Consider the following 19454-nt stretch of genomic DNA (forward strand, 5'->3'; position numbering starts at 1 on the left):
AAGGAGAAAAAATGGAAAACTTTCGTTTGCAAATTCCGACGGATATTCGGTTTGGGAAAGATCGCTTAGGGGAATTACCAGAGGCTTTAGCCCCGTTTGGAAAACGTGTCTTGTTGGCATATGGTGGTGGTTCGATCAAACAATCAGGATTGTATGATAAGGTCACTGCTCTGTTACAAGAGAATGGTTTCGAAGTTGTCGAATTGGCAGGTATTGAACCCAATCCTCGGATTGAATCTGTCCGTGAAGGAGTTCGCTTGATCCGTGACAATCAGCTAGAGGTCATCTTGGCTGTCGGTGGTGGATCGGTTGTGGATGCTTCTAAAGTTATTGCGGCAGGTGTCTACTACGATGGAGATGCTTGGGATCTGATTGAAGACCGTAGCCGTGTTGGTAAGGCAGTCCCAATTGTGGATATTTTGACCTTGGCGGCAACCGGAACAGAGATGAACCGCAATGCGGTTATTTCAAACCTTGCTATCAATGAGAAGCGTGGAACCAGCGGTTGGGAACTGATCCCAAGAGTATCTTTCCTAGATCCAACCCTGACGTATACGGTTTCCAAGTGGCAAACAGCAGCAGGAACAGCTGATATGATGAGCCACCTTTTTGAACAGTATTTTGATCGCTCTGAGGCAGTTGATGTTCAAGATACCATGGCAGAAGGACTCTTGAAAACAGCAATTAAGTATGGTCCTGTGGCTATTGCTGATCCTGAAAACTATGATGCCCGTTCTAATCTCTTATGGACATCTACGATGGCATTGAATGGTTTGGTTGGTGCTGGTCGGGTTGGCTTGTGGTCTTGTCATGCGATTGAACATGAATTGTCAGCCTATTATGATATCACACACGGGGTTGGCTTGGCAATTATCACCCCACGCTGGATGACTTTTTGTATGGACAAAGATCCAAGTACACACGCCAAGTTTGCGGCCTATGCTCGTAATGTATGGGGCTTGCAAGAAGGGACAGATGAAGAGTTAGGTCGTCAAGCTATTGAGAAGACGTATCAATTCTTTAAGGAAGACTTGGAAATCCCCATGACCCTACCAGAAGTCGGCATCGAGACACAAGATTTGGTTCGCGAAATGAGCGAAAAAGCGATCGAGCATGGGAAACTCACGTCCAATCGCTTTGTAGACCTTGATGTAGCAGATGTTGAGCAGATTTTGACAGCGTCTTTTGAAGAAATGACAAGATTTTAATTAAAAGGAGAAATAAATGGAAACTTATATTTTACATAACGGTGTTACGATTCCGAAAGTGGGCTTTGGTACGTGGCAAATTCCTGATGGGGAGGAAGCCTTTAACAGTGTGAAACATGCTTTGGAAGTTGGCTACCGTCATATCGATACCGCTCAAATCTACGGTAACGAAGTGAGTGTCGGAAAAGCAATTGCTGAGAGTGATGTAGCGCGGAAAGATATTTTCTTGACGACCAAGGTTTGGAATGACAAACACGACTATGATTTGGCAAAAGCATCAATCGATGAGTCACTTAAGAAATTAGGGGTTGACTATGTTGACTTGCTCTTAATCCATTGGCCAAACCCAGTAGCTCTTCGTGAAAATGATGCTTGGAAAGCTGGAAATGCTGGTGCATGGAAGGCTATGGAAGAAGCATACAATGAAGGAAAAGTTCGTGCCATCGGTGTGTCGAACTTTATGATTCACCACTTGGAAGCACTTTTGGAGACAGCTGAAATTGTACCACATGTCAACCAAGTTCTTTTGGCACCGGGTTGTCCTCAGGCAGAATTGGATGCTTTCTGCCAAAAACACAACATTTTGCTAGAAGCCTATAGTCCACTTGGTACAGGCTCTATCTTTAAGAACGAAGAAGTTGCTAAGTTAGCTGAAAAATACAACAAATCAGTTGCACAAGTCGCTCTTCGCTGGTCACTTGAAAAAGGCTTCTTGCCACTTCCAAAATCAGTAACACCTGCCAATATCACATCAAACTTAGATATCTTTGATTTCACTTTGGAAGCTCAAGATATCGAAATCTTGGACACAGTACAAGGTGTTAGCCAACAAAAAGACCCTGACCAAACCAATTTCTAAGGAGTGCCTATGAAATACAATCAACTGGGCAACACAGACATGGAGGTCAGCGAGGTGAGTTTTGGGACCTGGGCGATCGGTGGGGATTGGGGTGATGTCTCTACAGACGATGCGATTCAATCGCTTCACCATGCCATTGACCAAGGCGTTAATTTCTTTGATACCGCCGACGTTTATGGTGCGGGTCGCAGTGAAACTTTGATTGGACAGGTTCTCAAAGAGCGTTCGGAAGAGGTTTATGTGGCGACCAAGTTTGGGAGACGCGATAACTTTGCGGATCTTTCTAACTATACTTATGATAAGGTCAAGGCTTACTGTGAGCAAAGTCTTCGCAACTTGGGGACTGAGGCCATTGACCTCTATCAAATTCACTGTCCGAGCACCGAAGTCCTGACGGATCAAGGCGTCTTTGAAGTGCTTGACACCCTGAAACAAGAAGGTAAAATCCGTTACTACGGTGTCAGTGTAGAAACCGATGACCAAGGAAAGTTTGTGCTTGATAACACCAAGGCTAGTAGCCTCCAAGTGATTGTCAACCTGTTGCGTCAGAAACCGGTCAAGGAGATGATTGCACAAGCGGCCAAGCAAAATGTAGGGATTTTGGCGCGTGTACCCCTTGCCAGCGGTCTCTTGACGGGTAAATACACTAAGGATAGCCAGTTCCCTGAAAATGACCACCGCAATTATAACCGTGACGGCGCAGCCTTTAATGTCGGGGAAACCTTCGGTGGCCTTCCCTTTGAAAAGGCGATTGACTTAGTGGACCAACTCAAGTGGATTGCGGATGACAGAGGAAGCATGGCTGATGCGGCCCTTAAGTGGCTTCTCCAACAAGAAGGGGTGACGACCGTCATTCCTGGCTTTAAGTCCATTGCCCAGATTGATGCCAATCTCAAGGCGGCAGACACCAAGCCTTTCACTGAAAAAGAACTTGTGACCCTGTCAGAATTCTACTGGAGTCAGGTACACGAGCATATTCGTGGGGATTATTAGAATATAAAAAAGAAACCAGAATTCGACTTGAAATTCTGGTTTTTTCTGTGTGATAAAGCGGTTAGTCTTTATGGAAAGTCCACCCTTGGTCATCATGGTAAATCATAAGCTTGGTCATGCCACCATCAACGGTAATATTCTCACCAGTGATAAAGCCAGCCTGCTCAGAACTCAGAAAGAGGGCCAGGTTAGCGATATCCTCAGGTCGTCCAATGCGACCGGCAGGGTGCTGGATGTGGTCTGTCAGACTGTGCTCCTCCCCTGCTGTGTTGATCCAGCCGGGGGAGATACTATTGACCCGGGCTTTGCCAGCCAGGCTAACCGCCAAGGCATGGGTGAGGGCGGCAATCCCGCCTTTAGCAGCGGTATAGGTCTCGGTTTCAGGCTGGCTCATACGGTCACGGCTAGAAGAGAGCATGAGGACGCTGGCGCCGGGATTGAGATGGTCTTTTAAGAGTTTGGTTAGGTAAAAGGGGGCGGTCACACCAACTTGCATAGCATAGGTAAAATCCTCATAGCTAGCGCTTGAAATGCCCTTCATAAGAGGGGCAGCATTGTGGATGAGGACATCAATGCCAGGATGTTGTTTAAGGACAAAGTCAGCAAAGTCTTCGAGGTCTGCTTGCTTGGCCAAATCGCCAATAAAGTCTGCGGGAGCTGTCAAGTCCATAGTGTAGACCTGGGCTCCAGCCTCCCGAAAAGTAGCTGCCATCTGAGCACCGATACCTCTGGCCCCGCCAGTAATAAGGACAATTTTATCCTGAAATGCAGTCATGTCTACCTCCAAAAATAATCTTTTTTTCATTATAACAAAGAAGGAGAGAATTTTCTGAAATGAGCGAATGGGTTATAACATGAATAAACGAACATCAATTCTTTCTTACAAGAGTTTACTAGGAAAATTTTCTGAAATCCATCGCTTTTTAGAAAAATCTTAGAAAATGTGATATAATGAGCTTGTATTAAAAATTTTAAGGAGACAATCCAAATGGCAAAATTGACTGTTAAAGACGTTGATTTGAAAGGTAAAAAAGTTCTCGTTCGTGTGGACTTCAACGTGCCTTTGAAAGATGGCGTGATCACTAACGACAACCGTATTTCCGCGGCCCTTCCAACCATCAAGTACATCATCGAGCAAGGTGGTCGTGCGATTCTTTTCTCTCACCTTGGCCGTGTGAAAGAAGAAGCAGACAAAGAAGGCAAATCATTGGCACCAGTTGCCAAAGACTTGGCGGCTAAATTGGGTCAAGATGTTGTTTTCCCAGGTGCTACCCGTGGTGCTGAGTTGGAAGAAGCCATCAACGCTTTGGAAGATGGACAAGTTCTCTTGGTTGAAAACACACGTTTTGAAGATGTTGATGGCAAGAAAGAATCTAAAAACGATGCTGAACTTGGTCAATACTGGGCGTCACTTGGCGATGGTATCTTTGTAAACGATGCCTTTGGTACAGCTCACCGTGCCCATGCTTCAAACGTTGGTATCTCAGCGAACGTTGAAAAAGCAGTTGCAGGTTTCCTTTTGGAAAACGAAATTGCATACATCCAAGAAGCTGTTGAAACACCTGAACGCCCATTTGTAGCGATCCTTGGTGGTTCAAAAGTATCTGATAAGATTGGTGTTATCGAAAACTTGCTTGAAAAGGCTGATAAAGTCCTTATCGGTGGTGGGATGACTTATACTTTCTACAAAGCACAAGGTATCGAAATCGGGAACTCTTTGGTAGAAGAAGACAAGCTTGATGTTGCCAAAGCGCTTCTTGAAAAAGCAGAAGGTAAATTGATCTTGCCAGTTGACTCAAAAGAAGCGAATGCTTTTGCGGGTTATGACGTGGTTCGTGACACTGAAGGCGAAGCTGTTTCAGAAGGCTTCCTTGGTCTTGACATCGGTCCAAAATCAATCGCGAAATTTGAAGAAGCTCTTGAAGGTGCGAAAACAGTTGTTTGGAACGGTCCTATGGGTGTCTTTGAAAACCCTGACTTCCAAGCAGGTACAATCGGTGTGATGGACGCTATCGTGAAACAACCAGGCGTGAAATCAATCATCGGTGGTGGTGACTCAGCAGCCGCAGCCATCAACCTTGGCCGTGCAGACAAATTCTCATGGATCTCAACAGGTGGCGGTGCATCTATGGAGTTGTTGGAAGGTAAAGTACTTCCAGGTTTGGATGCATTAACTGAAAAGTAAAACTGATGATAAAAAGAGTTGCGAAAGTAACTCTTTTTCTGTGCATCTTGTAGAATTTCTACGAAATGATGCCAGTTAGAAAAACCTTTGATGTCCCGATAGAGGCGTAATATGTTAATGTAAAAAAAGGCTAGAAAAGGTTTCTAGAAGACATCTTTTTTGATTATGTAGATTTCTGTCAGTCTATCATCTTGCGTTTTCTAAATGCTTGGGTATAGAAAGATTCTTTTGATTCATTTTGGGCATATTTCAAAAATCTGTTATAATAAAGAATATCAAGCGTTTTCATAGGGGGGATTCTGATGAGAGGGTCGTTTCGACAGGCACTTCAAAAAGAAATTATTCGGAAAAGTAGTTTATCTGCAATTTATGTCACGATGATTTTATTGCTACTGCTTGTATTGTTCTCATTCTTTTTACAGTACTCTCAATTAATAAAAGATACCCAACAAATCGCAATACAGACGCAAGAGAGTGTTCAAGACAATAAACAATTGCTTACCACCTTAAACCAAAAGATGGCAAAAGAATTTTTATTAGGAAAACGGACAGATAGGGAAATGTTTCGTTATTTTTATGAAAAAAGAGCGGAGACAGATTTCGAATCAGATTTATTAATTTTTGATTCATTAGGAGAGATTCGTTTAACTACAAATACCTTTCTTGAAAAAAATTTGGTTTCCGATTTTTATTTTCATATTTTATTGGAAAAATCCTCTGTTGAGTTTGTAGAACCGAAGGTTCTTATTACTGCTAATCGAAGACATTATTTAATTTTTATTCAACCAATGATTGATGCGACAGAAAAAATTGGTTATAGCGCCCTTGTTGTAAGTGATACTGACTTTATTGCAAATGATGCGTCATTTTCTGCAAAATATATCTTGACCGATCAATTTGGAAATATTTTTGCTAAAAATTCCAGTTATTTTACGACATCTTCTTTAGAGAAATTAGACAATCGCCGTTTCGCAGAACAGAGTATCTTTAGTTTAAAAAATCCATTGATTACTTACTACATGCCAGTGGGGAGAAATCTTTCTATTTATACATTTCAGCCATTTGTTTCGATTGGTTTTTTAGCTATTTTTGCAGTCTCTGCCACAGTCATACTACTCTGTATCTATCTGTTTCAGATGCGTAGCTTGACTCGAAAAATTATTTCTTACAATATCGCTCCGATTGATTCTTTGGTAAGACAAATAAAGCAAATTTCTAGAAATGAAATCACCGAAGTTGCATTAAAAACGGGTGATGAATTTGAGTTTATGGCGGAGCAGATTAATTTAATGGTGAAAGAATTAGATGATCTGCATACTCAAAAATTGATTCTTGAAAGAGAGAGAGTATTTTTTGAAAGGAAGATGTTAGAAGCCCAATTCAATCCACATTTTTTATATAACACATTGGAAACGATTAAAATTACACATGAATTGGATGGTGCATTAACGAACCGGCTTATTCAAAACCTTACTTCGATACTTCGATACAGTATTTCTCAAGTTGAGGAAAGAACTTGTCTAGGGAAAGATTTGTCAATAGTTGAATCTTATTTGGAAATTCATGCTATCCGTTTTGATGGTTTGAGTTATCGCATTGAGTGTTCGGATGGTCTTATACAAGAAAGTATTCCTAAATTGTTTCTATTACCTTTAGTTGAAAACGCTATAAAGTATGGGGGGCAGTACCGAATTGATTTGCATATAGCAATAACGATTCGAAAGGAAAATGATATTCTCGTATTTACAGTCACAGATAATGCAGGAGCTTTAACGAAAGTCGCAAGGCAAAAAATCATATCTTCTTTGAATAGCCACCATACCCAACACGGGATTGTGAATAGCTATAGGCGTTTAAAAGAATATTTTGAATTAGTTGAGCTGGATTTAGGGGTCAGTCGATTAGGTGAAACTTGGCTGGAGTTCAAAGTATCAGGAGTAAAAGATGTATAAGTTAATAATTGTAGAAGATGAACATCTTATTCGAAAATGGCTTTCGATAGCAGTTGATTATTCTTTATTGGGAATAGAAGTTATTGCTCTTGCTAGTCATGGCCAAGAAGGGATGGCTCAAATACAACAGCACCAACCAGATATTGTATTGACAGATATTACCATGCCGATTATGGATGCTTTTATGATGTTTGAGGCAACTAAAGATGTAGTATATGAAAAAATTATTTTATCTGGATACAATGATTTTGACAACGCCAAAAGAGCAATGCAATATGGAGCTTGTGATTTTATTAGTAAACCGATTGATGCAGAAGAGTTGCGGGAATGTCTTTTAACAGTTGTTGAAAGATTAAAAATCAATTCTTTGAAGCAGAGTGTATCACAAAATACGTATCGAGAATTCTTTCACAATGTAATCTTGTCTGATATTCAAAATCCGATTGCTCAAGATTTGCTGGCATGGGTACATGCTCATTATCAAGAACATTTTACAATATCCGACATTGCGACTGAACTTAAGTATAGTGAAAGTTATCTATATAAGATTATTAAGGAACATTTACCGATTACTTTAAATGAGTATATTTTACAGTATCGTCTCAAACAAGCTATTGAGAAAATGTATCAATGTCCAAACTTGAAAATTTATGAAATTGCTCATCAGGTTGGATTTTCGGATTATAAGTATTTTGGGAAATTATTTAAACAACAATTTGGGGTGACACCAACAGAATTTAGGGATTCTAATGTTTTATGGATATCATATGGTATAGGGGAGTAGATAATATTCCCCTATTTATGATAGAATTGACTGTATTAAAAACGCTTACATTACATTATAATGAAAGCAGAAATGACAAGGAGGTGTCCATTGATATGACAAAATGGATGAAATTTTTAGCAGGAAGTTTGGTAGCAACTAGTGTAGTAGCTTTAGCAGCTTGTTCTACTGGAGAAACAAAAAAGAGTGGTGAAAGTGATACATTGGTTATTTATTCTCCCAACTCTGAAGGGTTGATTAATGCAACCATTCCAGCATTTGAAGAAAAATATGGTGTAAAGGTAGAATTGATTCAAGCTGGTACAGGTGAGCTGTTTAAGAAGCTGGAATCTGAAAAAGAGGCTCCAGTAGCGGATATTATATTTGGTGGCTCTTATACTCAATATGCTACAAACGGGGAGTTGTTTGAAGAGTACACAGCCAAAGAAAATGATCAAGTTATAGAAGAGTATCGGAATACAACTGGCTATTCAACTCCATATACACTAGATGGCAGTGTGTTGGTAGTAAATCCTGACTTGACAAAGGGAATGAAGATAGAGGGTTACGCAGATTTGCTGAATCCGGAGTTAAAAGGTAAAATTGCTACAGCTGATCCAGCAAATTCTTCGAGCGCATTCGCTCAGCTGACTAATATCCTAGCAGCTCAAGGAGGATATGAAGAAGAGGTAGCTTGGACCTATGTTAAGGATCTTTTCACTTTAATTGATGGTAAGATTGGTTCGAGTTCTTCTGGTGTATATAAAGCAGTTTCAGATGGAGAGATGGCAGTTGGTTTGTCTTATGAAGACCCAGCAGTAAAATTATTGAACGACGGTGCGAATATTAAAGTAATCTATCCAAAAGAAGGAACAGTCTTTTTGCCAGCGAGTGCAGCGATTGTAAAAAATGCACAAAATATGGATAATGCAAAAAAATTCATTGATTTCCTAGTGTCTCAAGAAGTTCAAGACACACTTGGGACAACTACTACAAATCGTCCTGTTCGTAAAGATGCAAAAACAAGCGAAAACATGAAGTCAATTGAAGATATTAATACCATTACAGAAGATTATGATTATGTCATAAAAAATAAAGAGACAATTGTTCAAAAATACAATGAGATTTTCACTGATATTCAATCAAAAAAATAATAGGGAGAAAAAATGAGTGAAATTAGGATTTTAAACGCAAAAAAAATCTACAATGATATACCAGTAATTGAGGATTTAAATGTGACCATTCCAAAGGGGAGCTTATTTACTCTCCTTGGTCCATCTGGTTGTGGAAAAACAACCTTATTAAGAATGATTGCTGGTTTTAATTCCATTGAAGGTGGAGAGTTTTATTTTGGGGATCAAAAAATCAATAATATGGAGCCTAGCAAGCGAAATATTGGTATGGTGTTCCAAAATTATGCTATTTTTCCTCACTTAACGGTTCGTGAAAATGTTGCTTTTGGTTTAAGACAAAAGAAGGTTTCAAAAGAAGAATTGGAGAAGGAGACAGATAAGTATCTTAAGTTAATGCAAATTGACCAGTATGCTGATCGTAAACCTGATAAATTGAGTGGAGGTCAACAACAACGTGTTGCATTAGCAAGAGCTTTGGCTGTTAATCCAAGTGTGCTATTAATGGATGAGCCGTTGAGTAACTTAGATGCGAAATTGCGATTAGATATGCGTCAAGCAATTCGTGAAATTCAACATGAGGTTGGAATTACGACTGTTTATGTAACGCATGATCAGGAAGAAGCGATGGCTATTTCAGATCGAATTGCGGTTATGAAAGATGGTGTCATCCAACAAATCGGGCGACCAAAAGAATTGTATCACCGACCAGCAAATGAATTTGTGGCAACCTTTATTGGGCGTACCAATATTATTGAAGCACGGTTAGAAAAACAAAATGGCTTAGCCTACATTACTTTTGCAGATTCGTATAGTATTCGGATTTCCGCTTTAGATGATGAGATGGAACAAACTGTCCGAGTTAGTATTCGTCCAGAAGAATTTCAACGTTGTATAGACGGAGAGATTGCTGGTGAAATTATTGACAGTGTCTATCTAGGATTAAATACAGAATACTTTATTCGCACAGGTTTTGCATCGAAAATTCAGGTCAGTGAAGAATCAACTTTTGAAGAAGATTTGAAACCTGGCGATCAGATTCGATTACAAATCAATGTTCAAAAACTGAATGTCTTTACTGCGGATGGATCTAGAAATTTAATGAGAGGTGAGTGATATGGAACGAAAAAAAGTCACGATTTGGACCAGTTCATCATTCTTGATTTTTATCACTTATTTAATCTTTTTGGTTTATCCCATTGTTACAGTCTTAAAACAAGCGGTAGAGACAGATGGTCGCTTTTCGTTTGAGCATTTTTCGACTTTCTTTGAAAAATCCTATTATTTAGATACTCTTATCAATAGTTTCAAAGTTTCCTTAACTGCAACTGTTACTTCTTTGATTGTTGGGACTGTGTTGGCTTACTTATTTTCGATGTACGAATTTAAGGGGAAAAAACTCTTGCAAATATTGGTCATCATTGCTTCTATGTCAGCTCCTTTTGTTGGTGCCTATTCTTGGATTCTCTTATTGGGAAGAAATGGGGTCATAACTAAATTTTTAACGTCTGTTTTGCATTTGCCACAAATCGATATTTATGGTTTTAAGGGAATTGTACTAGTCTTTACTTTGCAACTATTTCCGCTGGTTTTTCTGTATGTAGCTGGAACGATGAAAAGTATAGATAACTCTGTTTTAGAAGCAGCTGAGAGCATGGGAGCTGTTGGTCTAAGCCGTATTTTCAAAGTAGTTTTGCCTTTGCTAGTGCCAACTTTATTAGCTGCAGGATTGTTAGTGTTTATGCGAGCTTTCTCAGATTTTGGAACGCCTATGCTGATTGGTGAAGGCTATCGCACCTTTCCTGTCTTAATCTATACGGAATTTATCAGTGAAGTTGGTGGCAATGCGGCCTTTGCTTCTGCTCTTGCTATTATGGCTATTACGATTGCATTATCGATTTTCTTGATTCAAAAATATATTGCCAATCGTTTTAGTTTTAGTATGAATTCACTCCATCCTATTCAACCGAAGCAAGCTACTCCGATGAAAACGGCAGTAATTTGTACAGTTGTTTATAGTACTATTTTTCTAGCCATTCTTCCCCAACTCTATTTGATTTATACTTCATTTTTAAATACATCAGGTATGGTTTTTGTCAAAGGCTATTCATTAAATAGTTACAGAACAGCTTTTGATCGAATGGGTAGCGCTATTTTCAATACAATTCGAATTCCGTTGCTCGCATTGGTTTTAGTTGTTGTATTTGCAACCTTTATCTCCTATTTAGCAGTTCGGAAACGCAATATTTTTACTAATTTGATTGATAGTTTGAGTATGGTTCCTTACATTGTTCCTGGAACGGTAATGGGGATTGCGTTTATATCTTCTTTTAATACAGGTTTGTTTGGCTCTGGATTTCTCATGATTACTGGTACAGCGTTCATCATGATTATGTCATTGGCTGTTCGTCGCTTACCATATACCATTCGTTCATCTGTCGCTAGTTTGCAACAAATAGCGCCAAGTATCGAAGAGGCCGCAGAAAGTCTAGGCAGCAGTCGTTTCAATACGTTTGTTAAAATTACTACACCTATGATGTTGTCTGGGATTATATCTGGTGCTATCTTGTCATGGGTGACAATGATCTCGGAATTGTCAACTTCGATTTTATTGTATAATGTAAAAACGCGAACTATGACAGTAGCAATTTACACAGAGGTTCTCCGAGGAAATTACGGTGTAGCCGCCGCCTTGTCAACCATTTTAACAATTATAACGGTCCTTTCTCTTTTGACCTTTATGAAGATTTCTAAAAACAATAGTATTACATTGTAACTTAAAAACAGCTAATTACTTAGCTGTTTTTTAAATCCTAGCACTAGAACTTTCTGAAAATTCTGCTATAATAGTAAAAAAGGATTTGAATGGAGAGTAACATGACTGCACAAAAAATGTCAGCGCAAGAAATTATTGCTTTTATCGGCAATGCGGTAAAGAAAACCAATGTTAAAGTGACTTTTGAGGGAGAATTGGCTGGTGCTGTTCCTGCTGAAGTGACCAAATTAGGCAATGTCTTATTTGGTGATTGGAAAGACATCGAGCCCTTGCTTGCCAACCTAACAGAAAACAAGGACTATGTTGTCGAGCAAGACGGCCGCAATTCAGCTGTTCCTTTGTTGGACAAACGCCACCTCAATGCTCGGATTGAACCAGGAGCGATCATCCGTGATCAAGTGACCATTGAAGACAATGCGGTTGTCATGATGGGTGCTGTGATCAATATTGGTGCGGAAATCGGAAGTGGCACCATGATTGATATGGGAGCAATTTTAGGTGGCCGTGCAACGGTTGGTAAAAATAGCCATGTCGGAGCGGGTGCTGTTTTGGCAGGTGTGATTGAGCCAGCTAGTGCTGAGCCTGTACGGGTTGGCGACAATGTTTTGATTGGTGCCAATGCGGTGGTGATTGAAGGGGTGCAAATCGGGAATGGTTCTGTGGTAGCAGCTGGTGCCATCGTGACCCAAGATGTTCCTGAAAATGTAGTGGTTGCGGGTGTTCCAGCTCGCATCATCAAGGAAATCGATGCCCAAACCCAACAAAAAACAGCTCTTGAAGAAGCCCTTCGGAACTTATAAGACAAAAAGGTTGAGAATGCTCGACCTTTTCTTCTAAAAGAAAAGAGAAAACATGTTTGATAGTATTCAAATTCGCCGTGACCTGCACCAGATTCCTGAAATTGGATTAGAGGAGTACAAGACACAGGCTTACTTATTGGAAAAGATTGCGGAAATCACACTTGGAAAAGACTTTGTTCAGCAACGAATCTGGAAGACAGGGATTCTAGTTTTTGTGCAAGGAAGTCATCCAACCAAAACAATTGGTTGGCGGACTGATATAGATGGTCTGCCAATTGTGGAAGAAACTAGACTGGACTTTGTCAGCCAGCACGAGGGCCGGATGCACGCCTGCGGCCACGATTTTCATATGACCATTGCCTTGGGCCTTTTGGAAAAGTTAACTCTGGTCCAGCCAAAGGAAAACCTCTTGTTCTTGTTCCAGCCTGCCGAGGAAAATCTAGCAGGTGGCATGCTCATGTATGAGGACGGGGCTTTCGGAGATTGGAAGCCAGATGAATTCTATGCCCTACACGTCCGTCCAGATTTACCAGTTGGAGCGATTGCGACCAATACCAGTACCCTCTTTGCAGGGACCTGTGAAGTCTGGGTGACCTTTAAAGGCCAGGGTGGGCATGCTGCTTTTCCCCATGAGGCCAATGATGCCTTGGTAGCTGCTTCTTATTTTGTGACCCAGGTCCAGACCATCGTCAGCCGCAATGTGGATCCTATTCAAGGAGGGGTGGTGACTTTTGGGTCCCTGCATGCAGGGACCACCAATAATGTCATTGCTGATAAGGCTGTGCTTCATGGGACCATCCGTAGCTTGACTCAGGACATGAGCTTGCACATTCAAAAGCGGCTGCGAGAGATTGCAGAGGGTGTGGCAGCCAGCTTTGGAATGGAAGTAGAAGTCGTTCTCAATCAAGGCGGTTATTTGCCAGTTGAAAACCATCCTAAATTGGCACAAGACCTCATGGATTTTTTTAGAGATTGCCCTTCTGTCCAACTGATCGATTGCCTACCAGCTATGACGGGTGAAGATTTTGGCTACCTCTTGCAGCAGATTCCTGGTGTGATGTTTTGGCTGGGAGTGGATTCACCTTATGCGCTGCATCACCCGATGATGAATCCCAAGGAAGAAGCGCTGCCTTTTGCCATAGAAGAAATTAGCCATTTCTTGGTTCATAAAACCCACTAAAAATAGAAAACCAACAGCCTTTCTAGCGGTTGGTTTTTTCTTGTGAAAAGGCTGGGAACATGGTACAATATAGCAATTCAACTGAAGGAGACTAGTGAGTCGATGAAGAAAGAGCTGCGCAAGAAGATGCTGGTTTGCTTGAAAGAGCAAGATAGATGTGTCAAAAATGAAAAGGATCGCCTCTTGATGGAGCAACTGTTAGCTAGTGCTGCCTACCAAGAAGCCCAGACCATTGCGACCTATCTGTCCATGGGCATGGAAGTGGATACGAGCTTATTGCTGGAACAAGCACAGAAAGACGGCAAGCGATTGCTTGTGCCTAAGGTTCTTCCAGACCATCAGATGGCCTTTTATCTCTATGAAGAAGCTCAACTGCAAAAAAGTTCTTTTGGGATCTTGGAGCCAGTAGCAGGACGGGAAATCAAAAAAGAAACCATTGATCTCATCCATGTGCCTGGTCTTGCTTGGAACGAATCGGGTTACCGGATTGGTTTTGGCGGAGGATATTACGACCGTTATCTAGCTGATTACACAGGTCGGACCATCAGTACGATTTATGAGTTTCAACGGCAGGAGTTTGAAGCAGATGCTTTTGATATAGCGGTTGAGGAGGTATTGTATGTTTAAAAATGAAATGAAACGATTGCCAGTCACTTATGGCATACTGATTGTGACCGTCCTGTCTTTTCTTGTGATGCAAGTGCGGTATGTTGGGATGGCCACAACCAGTCAAGCGGTGTTTGATTTTGGTGGTCTGTTTGGGCGGGCTGTCCAAGTCGATTCCGGCCAACTCTGGCGCTTGGTAACCCCAATCTTTGTACATATTGGCTGGGACCATGCGGTTATGAATATTTTATCGATTTACATTGTGGGGCAATTTGCGGAGAATATTTGGGGGTCAAAACGCTTTCTTTTTCTTTATCTTTTATCTGGTGTCATGGGCAATATTTTTACCCTTTTTTTCACACCAGACGTTGTAGCAGCGGGTGCCTCAACGGCTTTGTTTGGTAGTTTTGCGGCCATTGTGATAGTTGGTAAAATGGGAAAGAATGTATTTTTAAAAGGTTTGGGGAGGTCCTATACGGCTTTGATTGTCGTGAATCTTATTTTTAATCTCTTTTCTCCAAATGTTAGTCTGGTCGGGCATATTGGTGGATTGGTTGGTGGATTTTTAACCGCTATTTTTGCACCAAACCTTGTAGAATCGGATCTTTTTAGCAAGAAACAGCGGTATTTGGCTCTTGTTTTCTATCTGCTGTTGGCATATGTGCTACTGTTTCTTTCTTTGTCATAAAAAAGCTAGAAATCACATGATTTCTAGCTTTTGTTTATTCTGCCTCTTTTTTTGTTTTTGTATCCAATTTTTTGCCTAGCTCAATGATGTATTTTTTCAAGTCTTCTTTGGTTTGAGAGTGGTTGAGGCCGTATTCAATAGAGGTCTTCATGTAGCCGAATTTATCCCCCACATCATAACGGTTACCCTTGAATTCCCGTGCAAAGACACGTTGGGTTTTGTTGAGGGTATCGATGGCGTCTGTTAATTGGATTTCATTTCCAGCACCTGGTTCTTGATTTTCTAGGATATCAAAGATTTCAGGTGTTAGTAGGTAACGCCCGATGATGGCTAAATCAGATGGAGCCTCTTCTGGTTTTGGTTTTTCAACGAAGGTTTCAACGCTGTATAAACCGTTCACACCTTCTCCTTGTGGGGCAATAACCCCATAAGCTGAAACTTCTTCATGTGGTACAGGCATGACCGCAATAGTGGATGCGTGTGTTTGTTCGTAGTCGTTAATGAGTTGCTGAGTCAACGGTAGGTCTGTGCCGTTGATATCCATTAAATCATCTCCAAGAAGGACAACAAAGGGCTCATTTCCAACGAAGGCTTTGGCTTGTAAAACAGCGTCTCCTAATCCACGTGGGTGACTTTGGCGAATGAAGTGAAGGTTGATACCTGTTGTTTCGTCAACCAGTTTTAATAAATCGTCTTTGCCTTTTTCTTTGAGGTTGTATTCTAATTCAAAGTTTGAATCAAAGTGGTCTTCGATGGATCGTTTGGATTTACCTGTGACAACCAAGATGTCTTCGATGCCAGATTTGAGTGCTTCTTCAACGATAAATTGAATGGTTGGTTTGTCTACAATTGGCAGCATTTCCTTAGCGAGTGCTTTGGTGGCAGGTAGGAAGCGAGTTCCGAGTCCTGCTGCAGGAATAACGGCTTTTCTTACTTTTTTCATTTTTAGATTCTCCTTAGTTAAATGTTAAATCCATTCATTTTCTTGACGGAATTCACCAGCCATGATGGACTTGATGGCATCGTCAATGCTGGCACCTTCATAAATAACACTGTAAATAGCTTTTGTAATCGGCATGTAAACACCTAGTTCTTGGGCTAGTTCGTAGGCCGCCTTGGTTGTTGAGATGCCTTCGATGACCATACCCATATTTTTTTCAATATCTTCTAGTTTTTCACCACGTCCAAGAGCATCACCTGCTCGCCAGTTGCGGGAGTGAACAGATGTTCCAGTTACAATTAAGTCACCAACACCAGATAGGCCGCTATAAGTTAGTGGATTGGCCCCCATTTTCACACCGAGTCGGGTGATTTCAGTCAAGCCTCGTGCAATAATAGCCGCTTTGGCATTGTCACCATATCCAAGACCATGAAGGGCGCCAGCACCAACGGCGATGATGTTTTTAAGTGCGCCTGCTGTTTCTACACCAATCACATCTGTATTGGTGTAGAGTCGGAAGTAGTGGTTGCTAAAGAGTTGTTGAACGTAGTTGGCAGTGTCCAAATCTTTTGAAGCGGCAGAAATCAAGGTAATGTCTCTAACGATGGTTTCTTCCGCGTGACTCGGTCCAGAGACGACCACGATTTCTGAGCGTAAGTCAGCTGGGATTTCTTCTTCCAAAATGGTGGACAGGCGCTCATGGGTATTTGGCTCTAATCCTTTTGAGGCATGCATGATTACGACTTTGTGTTTCAAGGTCTCTGCTACTTGTTTGGCTACTAGTCTCGTTACTTTTGTGGGGACCACAAAGAGAACGGCATCGACACCGTCTAGTGTCTTCGCTAAATCTTTGTATCCTTTGATTTTTTCGTCTAATACAATGTCTTTAAAATAGCGGGTATTGGTGTGTTTTTCGTTGATTTCATCGATCTGTTCTGAGATATTTCCCCAGATACGAACCTCGTGACCATTGTCGTTGAGGACTTGCGAAAGGGCAGTTCCCCAGGATCCAGGTCCCAATACGGCAATTTTTTGTTTTTCCATGTTGCCTCCTTATAAAGCTATTTTTTCTATTATAACATAAGAAGATTTTTTTTCCTATTGCCTTTCTATTTTGTTCTTGAAAGAAACAAGTATGAAAATTTCAAGAAAACAACTCTTTTTCTTGACAATGGTTCTCATAAGAACTAAAATAGTTCTCATGAAAACTAAATGGAGGTAACAAATGGGTCATCCTTTATCTGATATCCGTGCAGTATTAAACCAACTGGAGTTGATTTGTGAAGATATTGCCAAGAAAAATGATGTGCAGCATTTATCAGGGCCACAAGGTCATGTCTTGCTGTATCTCAGCAAGCACCGTGGGGAAGTAATCTTTGTCAAAGATATTGAAAAACAACTCAAAATTTCCAAATCAGTTGCCAGCAATTTGGTCAAGCGGATGGAAAAGAATGGCTTTATCCAGATTGTTTCTTCTGAGGCAGATCGTCGGTGCAAACAGCTTGTCCTGACCGATTTGGGGGAAGAAAAAATCACTCCATTAAAAGAATTTCATGAAGAAATGGTGGAACAAATTTTCCAAGGAATCTCATGGGAAGACATGGCTGTTGTCCAAGGAGTTGTGAGCCAGTTACAAGAAAATATTACCAACTATACAGGAGGAGAAGATGCTTAAACAAGCGATTTTACGCTACAAGTGGTATGCCTTGGGGTCAGTCCTTATGGTGTCCACTGTGGTGATTAGTAGTCTGTTGCAGCCCAGCTATCTACAAGATGTTTTGCAGGCTGTCATGATGAATGACCAAGAGACGATTTCAGAAGTTGGGGTTTGGCTCTTGGTGATTGCAGGAGTTGGTTTGGTAGCAGGGGCCATCAACACGGCTCTGGCGTCCAAGATTGCCCAAGGCGTATCGGCTGATATCAGGGAGAAAACCTTCCGAAAGATTCAGAGTTTTTCCTATGCCAATATCGAGCAATTTAATGCGGGGAACTTGGTTGTGCGCATGACCAATGACATCACCCAAATTCAAAACCTGGTCATGATGAGTTTTACCATTCTCATGCGGGTGCCCTTGCTCTTTATCGGGGCCTTCTTTATGGCCATTAAAACCCTGCCAGAATTGTGGTGGATAATTGTTTTGATGGTTGTCTTAATCGGTGGTGTCATGGCGGTTGTCATGAGCAAGATGGGGCCACGGTTTGGGAAATTCCAAATTCTGATGGACAAGATCAATAGCATCGCCAAGGAAAATTTGCGGGGCGTGCGGGTTGTTAAATCCTTTGTCCAAGAAAAAAACCAGTACAAGAAATTCAAGGAAGCCTCAAATGATTTCCTTGAACTCAATCTTTTTGTCGGCTACGGATTTTCCGTTATGCAGCCGCTCTTAATGTTCGTGTCTTACATGGCCGTCTTTGTATCCATCTACTTGGTGTCCACCATGGTTAAGTCCAATCCAGAAGCTATCGGTGGCATTGCCTCCTTTATGAGCTACCTGATGCAAATCATGTTTTCGATTGTCATGGTCAGCTTTATGGGGATGCAGGCCAGCCGGGCGGCTGTTTCTTTGAAACGGATTCAGGAGATTTTAGAGACGGAACCTGCCATGACCTTTGCGGATGTAGCTGACGAAGACTTAGAAGCTAGCATCGTCTTTGACAAGGTCAGTTTTACCTATCCCAATGACACGGAGCCAACCCTTAAGGACATCTCCTTTGAGATTACGCCTGGTCAAATGGTGGGTGTGGTCGGGGCGACTGGATCAGGGAAATCAACACTGGCCCAGCTGATTCCACGCCTCTTTGACCCACAAGAAGGAAGGGTTTCGATTGGTGGGCGTGACTTGAAAGCAGTTAGCCAAAAGACCCTTCGCCAGACAGTCTCCATCGTCCTTCAAAAAGCCATCCTCTTTTCTGGGACCATTGCGGATAATTTGCGTCAAGGGAAAGCGGATGCCAGTCTTGAAACCTTAGAGCGCGCCGCAGGTATTGCCCAAGCTAAGGAATTTATCGACCGGATGGACAAGACTTATGAGAGTGAAGTGGAAGAGCGGGGGAATAACTTCTCCGGTGGTCAAAAGCAGCGGATGTCCATTGCCCGTGGGGTTATTGGCAATCCCAAGGTCTTAGTCTTGGACGATTCGACATCGGCCCTAGACGCCAAGTCAGAGAAATTAGTCCAAGAAGCTCTCAACCGTGACCTCAAGGGAACCACCACAGTCATCATTGCTCAGAAGATTTCATCCGTCGTGAAGGCAGATAAAATTCTGGTTTTAGACGATGGTCGTTTGATTGGGGAAGGTACCCATGCCGAACTGGTCAAAACCAATGCCGTTTACCGTGAAATTTACGAAACCCAGAAAGGAAAGGAGGAGTAA

At 41.5% G+C, this 19454-nt stretch carries 18 protein-coding genes; 15 read left to right on the forward strand and 3 right to left on the reverse strand.

Annotated elements, in window-relative coordinates; translation table 11 throughout:
- Positions 1 to 11: 11 nt before the first annotated feature.
- From ACVR1I_RS07000 to ACVR1I_RS07010, 3 genes are read left to right on the forward strand one after another with little or no spacing between them, the layout of a single operon-like run.
- Entirely contained in the window at positions 12 to 1208 is a 1197-nt protein-coding gene (locus tag ACVR1I_RS07000) for an iron-containing alcohol dehydrogenase (protein ID WP_447443309.1), read from the forward strand.
- Positions 1209 to 1224: 16 nt separating this feature from the next.
- Positions 1225 to 2067, forward strand: a complete 843-nt coding sequence (locus tag ACVR1I_RS07005) for an aldo/keto reductase (RefSeq protein WP_447443310.1) — start codon at positions 1225 to 1227, stop codon at positions 2065 to 2067.
- Positions 2068 to 2076: 9 nt separating this feature from the next.
- Positions 2077 to 3060, forward strand: coding sequence for an aldo/keto reductase (locus tag ACVR1I_RS07010; protein WP_447443311.1), 984 nt, complete (start codon positions 2077 to 2079; stop codon positions 3058 to 3060).
- Between the two features lie 61 nt (positions 3061 to 3121).
- On the opposite strand, the gene ACVR1I_RS07015 is transcribed toward ACVR1I_RS07010, so the two are convergent.
- On the reverse strand, positions 3122 to 3835 hold the full coding sequence (locus ACVR1I_RS07015; protein ID WP_447443312.1) for an SDR family oxidoreductase: 714 nt from the start codon (positions 3833 to 3835) through the stop codon (positions 3122 to 3124).
- A gap of 213 nt (positions 3836 to 4048) precedes the next feature.
- Here ACVR1I_RS07015 and ACVR1I_RS07020 point away from each other — a divergent pair, with 213 nt between their 5' ends.
- The 10 genes from ACVR1I_RS07020 to ACVR1I_RS07065 all read left to right on the forward strand — a co-directional run bounded on the left by ACVR1I_RS07020 (position 4049) and on the right by ACVR1I_RS07065 (position 15140).
- Positions 4049 to 5245, forward strand: a complete 1197-nt coding sequence (locus ACVR1I_RS07020) for a phosphoglycerate kinase (protein ID WP_447443313.1) — start codon at positions 4049 to 4051, stop codon at positions 5243 to 5245.
- 302 nt (positions 5246 to 5547) lie between these two features.
- Complete coding sequence (locus ACVR1I_RS07025; RefSeq protein ID WP_447443314.1) at positions 5548 to 7197, forward strand: sensor histidine kinase; 1650 nt, start codon at positions 5548 to 5550, stop codon at positions 7195 to 7197.
- Entirely contained in the window at positions 7190 to 7981 is a 792-nt protein-coding gene (locus tag ACVR1I_RS07030; RefSeq protein ID WP_447443315.1) for a response regulator transcription factor, read from the forward strand. Before ACVR1I_RS07025 ends, ACVR1I_RS07030 begins: the two co-directional genes overlap by 8 nt.
- Positions 7982 to 8076: 95 nt before the next feature.
- Positions 8077 to 9114: an ABC transporter substrate-binding protein gene (locus ACVR1I_RS07035; RefSeq protein ID WP_447443316.1), complete on the forward strand. Its 1038-nt coding sequence runs from the start codon at positions 8077 to 8079 to the stop codon at positions 9112 to 9114.
- Between the two features lie 12 nt (positions 9115 to 9126).
- Positions 9127 to 10206 carry an ABC transporter ATP-binding protein gene (locus tag ACVR1I_RS07040; RefSeq protein ID WP_447443317.1) on the forward strand — a complete coding sequence of 360 codons (1080 nt, stop codon included), beginning with the start codon at positions 9127 to 9129 and terminating at the stop codon, positions 10204 to 10206.
- A 1-nt stretch (position 10207) separates the two neighbouring features.
- Entirely contained in the window at positions 10208 to 11866 is a 1659-nt protein-coding gene (locus ACVR1I_RS07045; RefSeq protein WP_447443318.1) for an ABC transporter permease, read from the forward strand.
- A gap of 101 nt (positions 11867 to 11967) precedes the next feature.
- Entirely contained in the window at positions 11968 to 12666 is a 699-nt protein-coding gene (gene dapD / locus ACVR1I_RS07050; protein WP_447443319.1) for a 2,3,4,5-tetrahydropyridine-2,6-dicarboxylate N-acetyltransferase, read from the forward strand.
- Positions 12667 to 12718: 52 nt separating this feature from the next.
- A complete protein-coding gene (locus tag ACVR1I_RS07055; RefSeq protein WP_447443320.1) occupies positions 12719 to 13846 on the forward strand; it encodes an N-acetyldiaminopimelate deacetylase in 1128 nt (375 codons plus the stop codon).
- Between the two features lie 102 nt (positions 13847 to 13948).
- On the forward strand, positions 13949 to 14473 hold the full coding sequence (locus ACVR1I_RS07060; RefSeq protein ID WP_447443321.1) for a 5-formyltetrahydrofolate cyclo-ligase: 525 nt from the start codon (positions 13949 to 13951) through the stop codon (positions 14471 to 14473).
- Positions 14466 to 15140, forward strand: coding sequence for a rhomboid family intramembrane serine protease (locus ACVR1I_RS07065; RefSeq protein ID WP_447443322.1), 675 nt, complete (start codon positions 14466 to 14468; stop codon positions 15138 to 15140). Before ACVR1I_RS07060 ends, ACVR1I_RS07065 begins: the two co-directional genes overlap by 8 nt.
- Before the next feature lie 34 nt (positions 15141 to 15174).
- Here the strand turns inward: ACVR1I_RS07065 and galU are convergent, their stop codons facing one another.
- The gene (galU, locus tag ACVR1I_RS07070) at positions 15175 to 16083 is read right to left on the reverse strand and encodes a UTP--glucose-1-phosphate uridylyltransferase GalU (RefSeq protein WP_447443323.1); all 909 of its coding nucleotides are present in this window, start codon (positions 16081 to 16083) and stop codon (positions 15175 to 15177) included.
- 24 nt (positions 16084 to 16107) lie between these two features.
- A complete protein-coding gene (locus ACVR1I_RS07075; protein WP_447443324.1) occupies positions 16108 to 17124 on the reverse strand; it encodes an NAD(P)H-dependent glycerol-3-phosphate dehydrogenase in 1017 nt (338 codons plus the stop codon).
- A 181-nt stretch (positions 17125 to 17305) separates the two neighbouring features.
- Here ACVR1I_RS07075 and ACVR1I_RS07080 point away from each other — a divergent pair, with 181 nt between their 5' ends.
- Positions 17306 to 17755: a MarR family winged helix-turn-helix transcriptional regulator gene (locus ACVR1I_RS07080; protein ID WP_447443325.1), complete on the forward strand. Its 450-nt coding sequence runs from the start codon at positions 17306 to 17308 to the stop codon at positions 17753 to 17755.
- Positions 17748 to 19454: an ABC transporter ATP-binding protein gene (locus ACVR1I_RS07085; protein ID WP_447443326.1), complete on the forward strand. Its 1707-nt coding sequence runs from the start codon at positions 17748 to 17750 to the stop codon at positions 19452 to 19454. The genes ACVR1I_RS07080 and ACVR1I_RS07085 overlap by 8 nt, the downstream gene beginning before the upstream one ends.

The sequence above is a fragment of the Streptococcus cameli genome, from assembly GCF_053207365.1.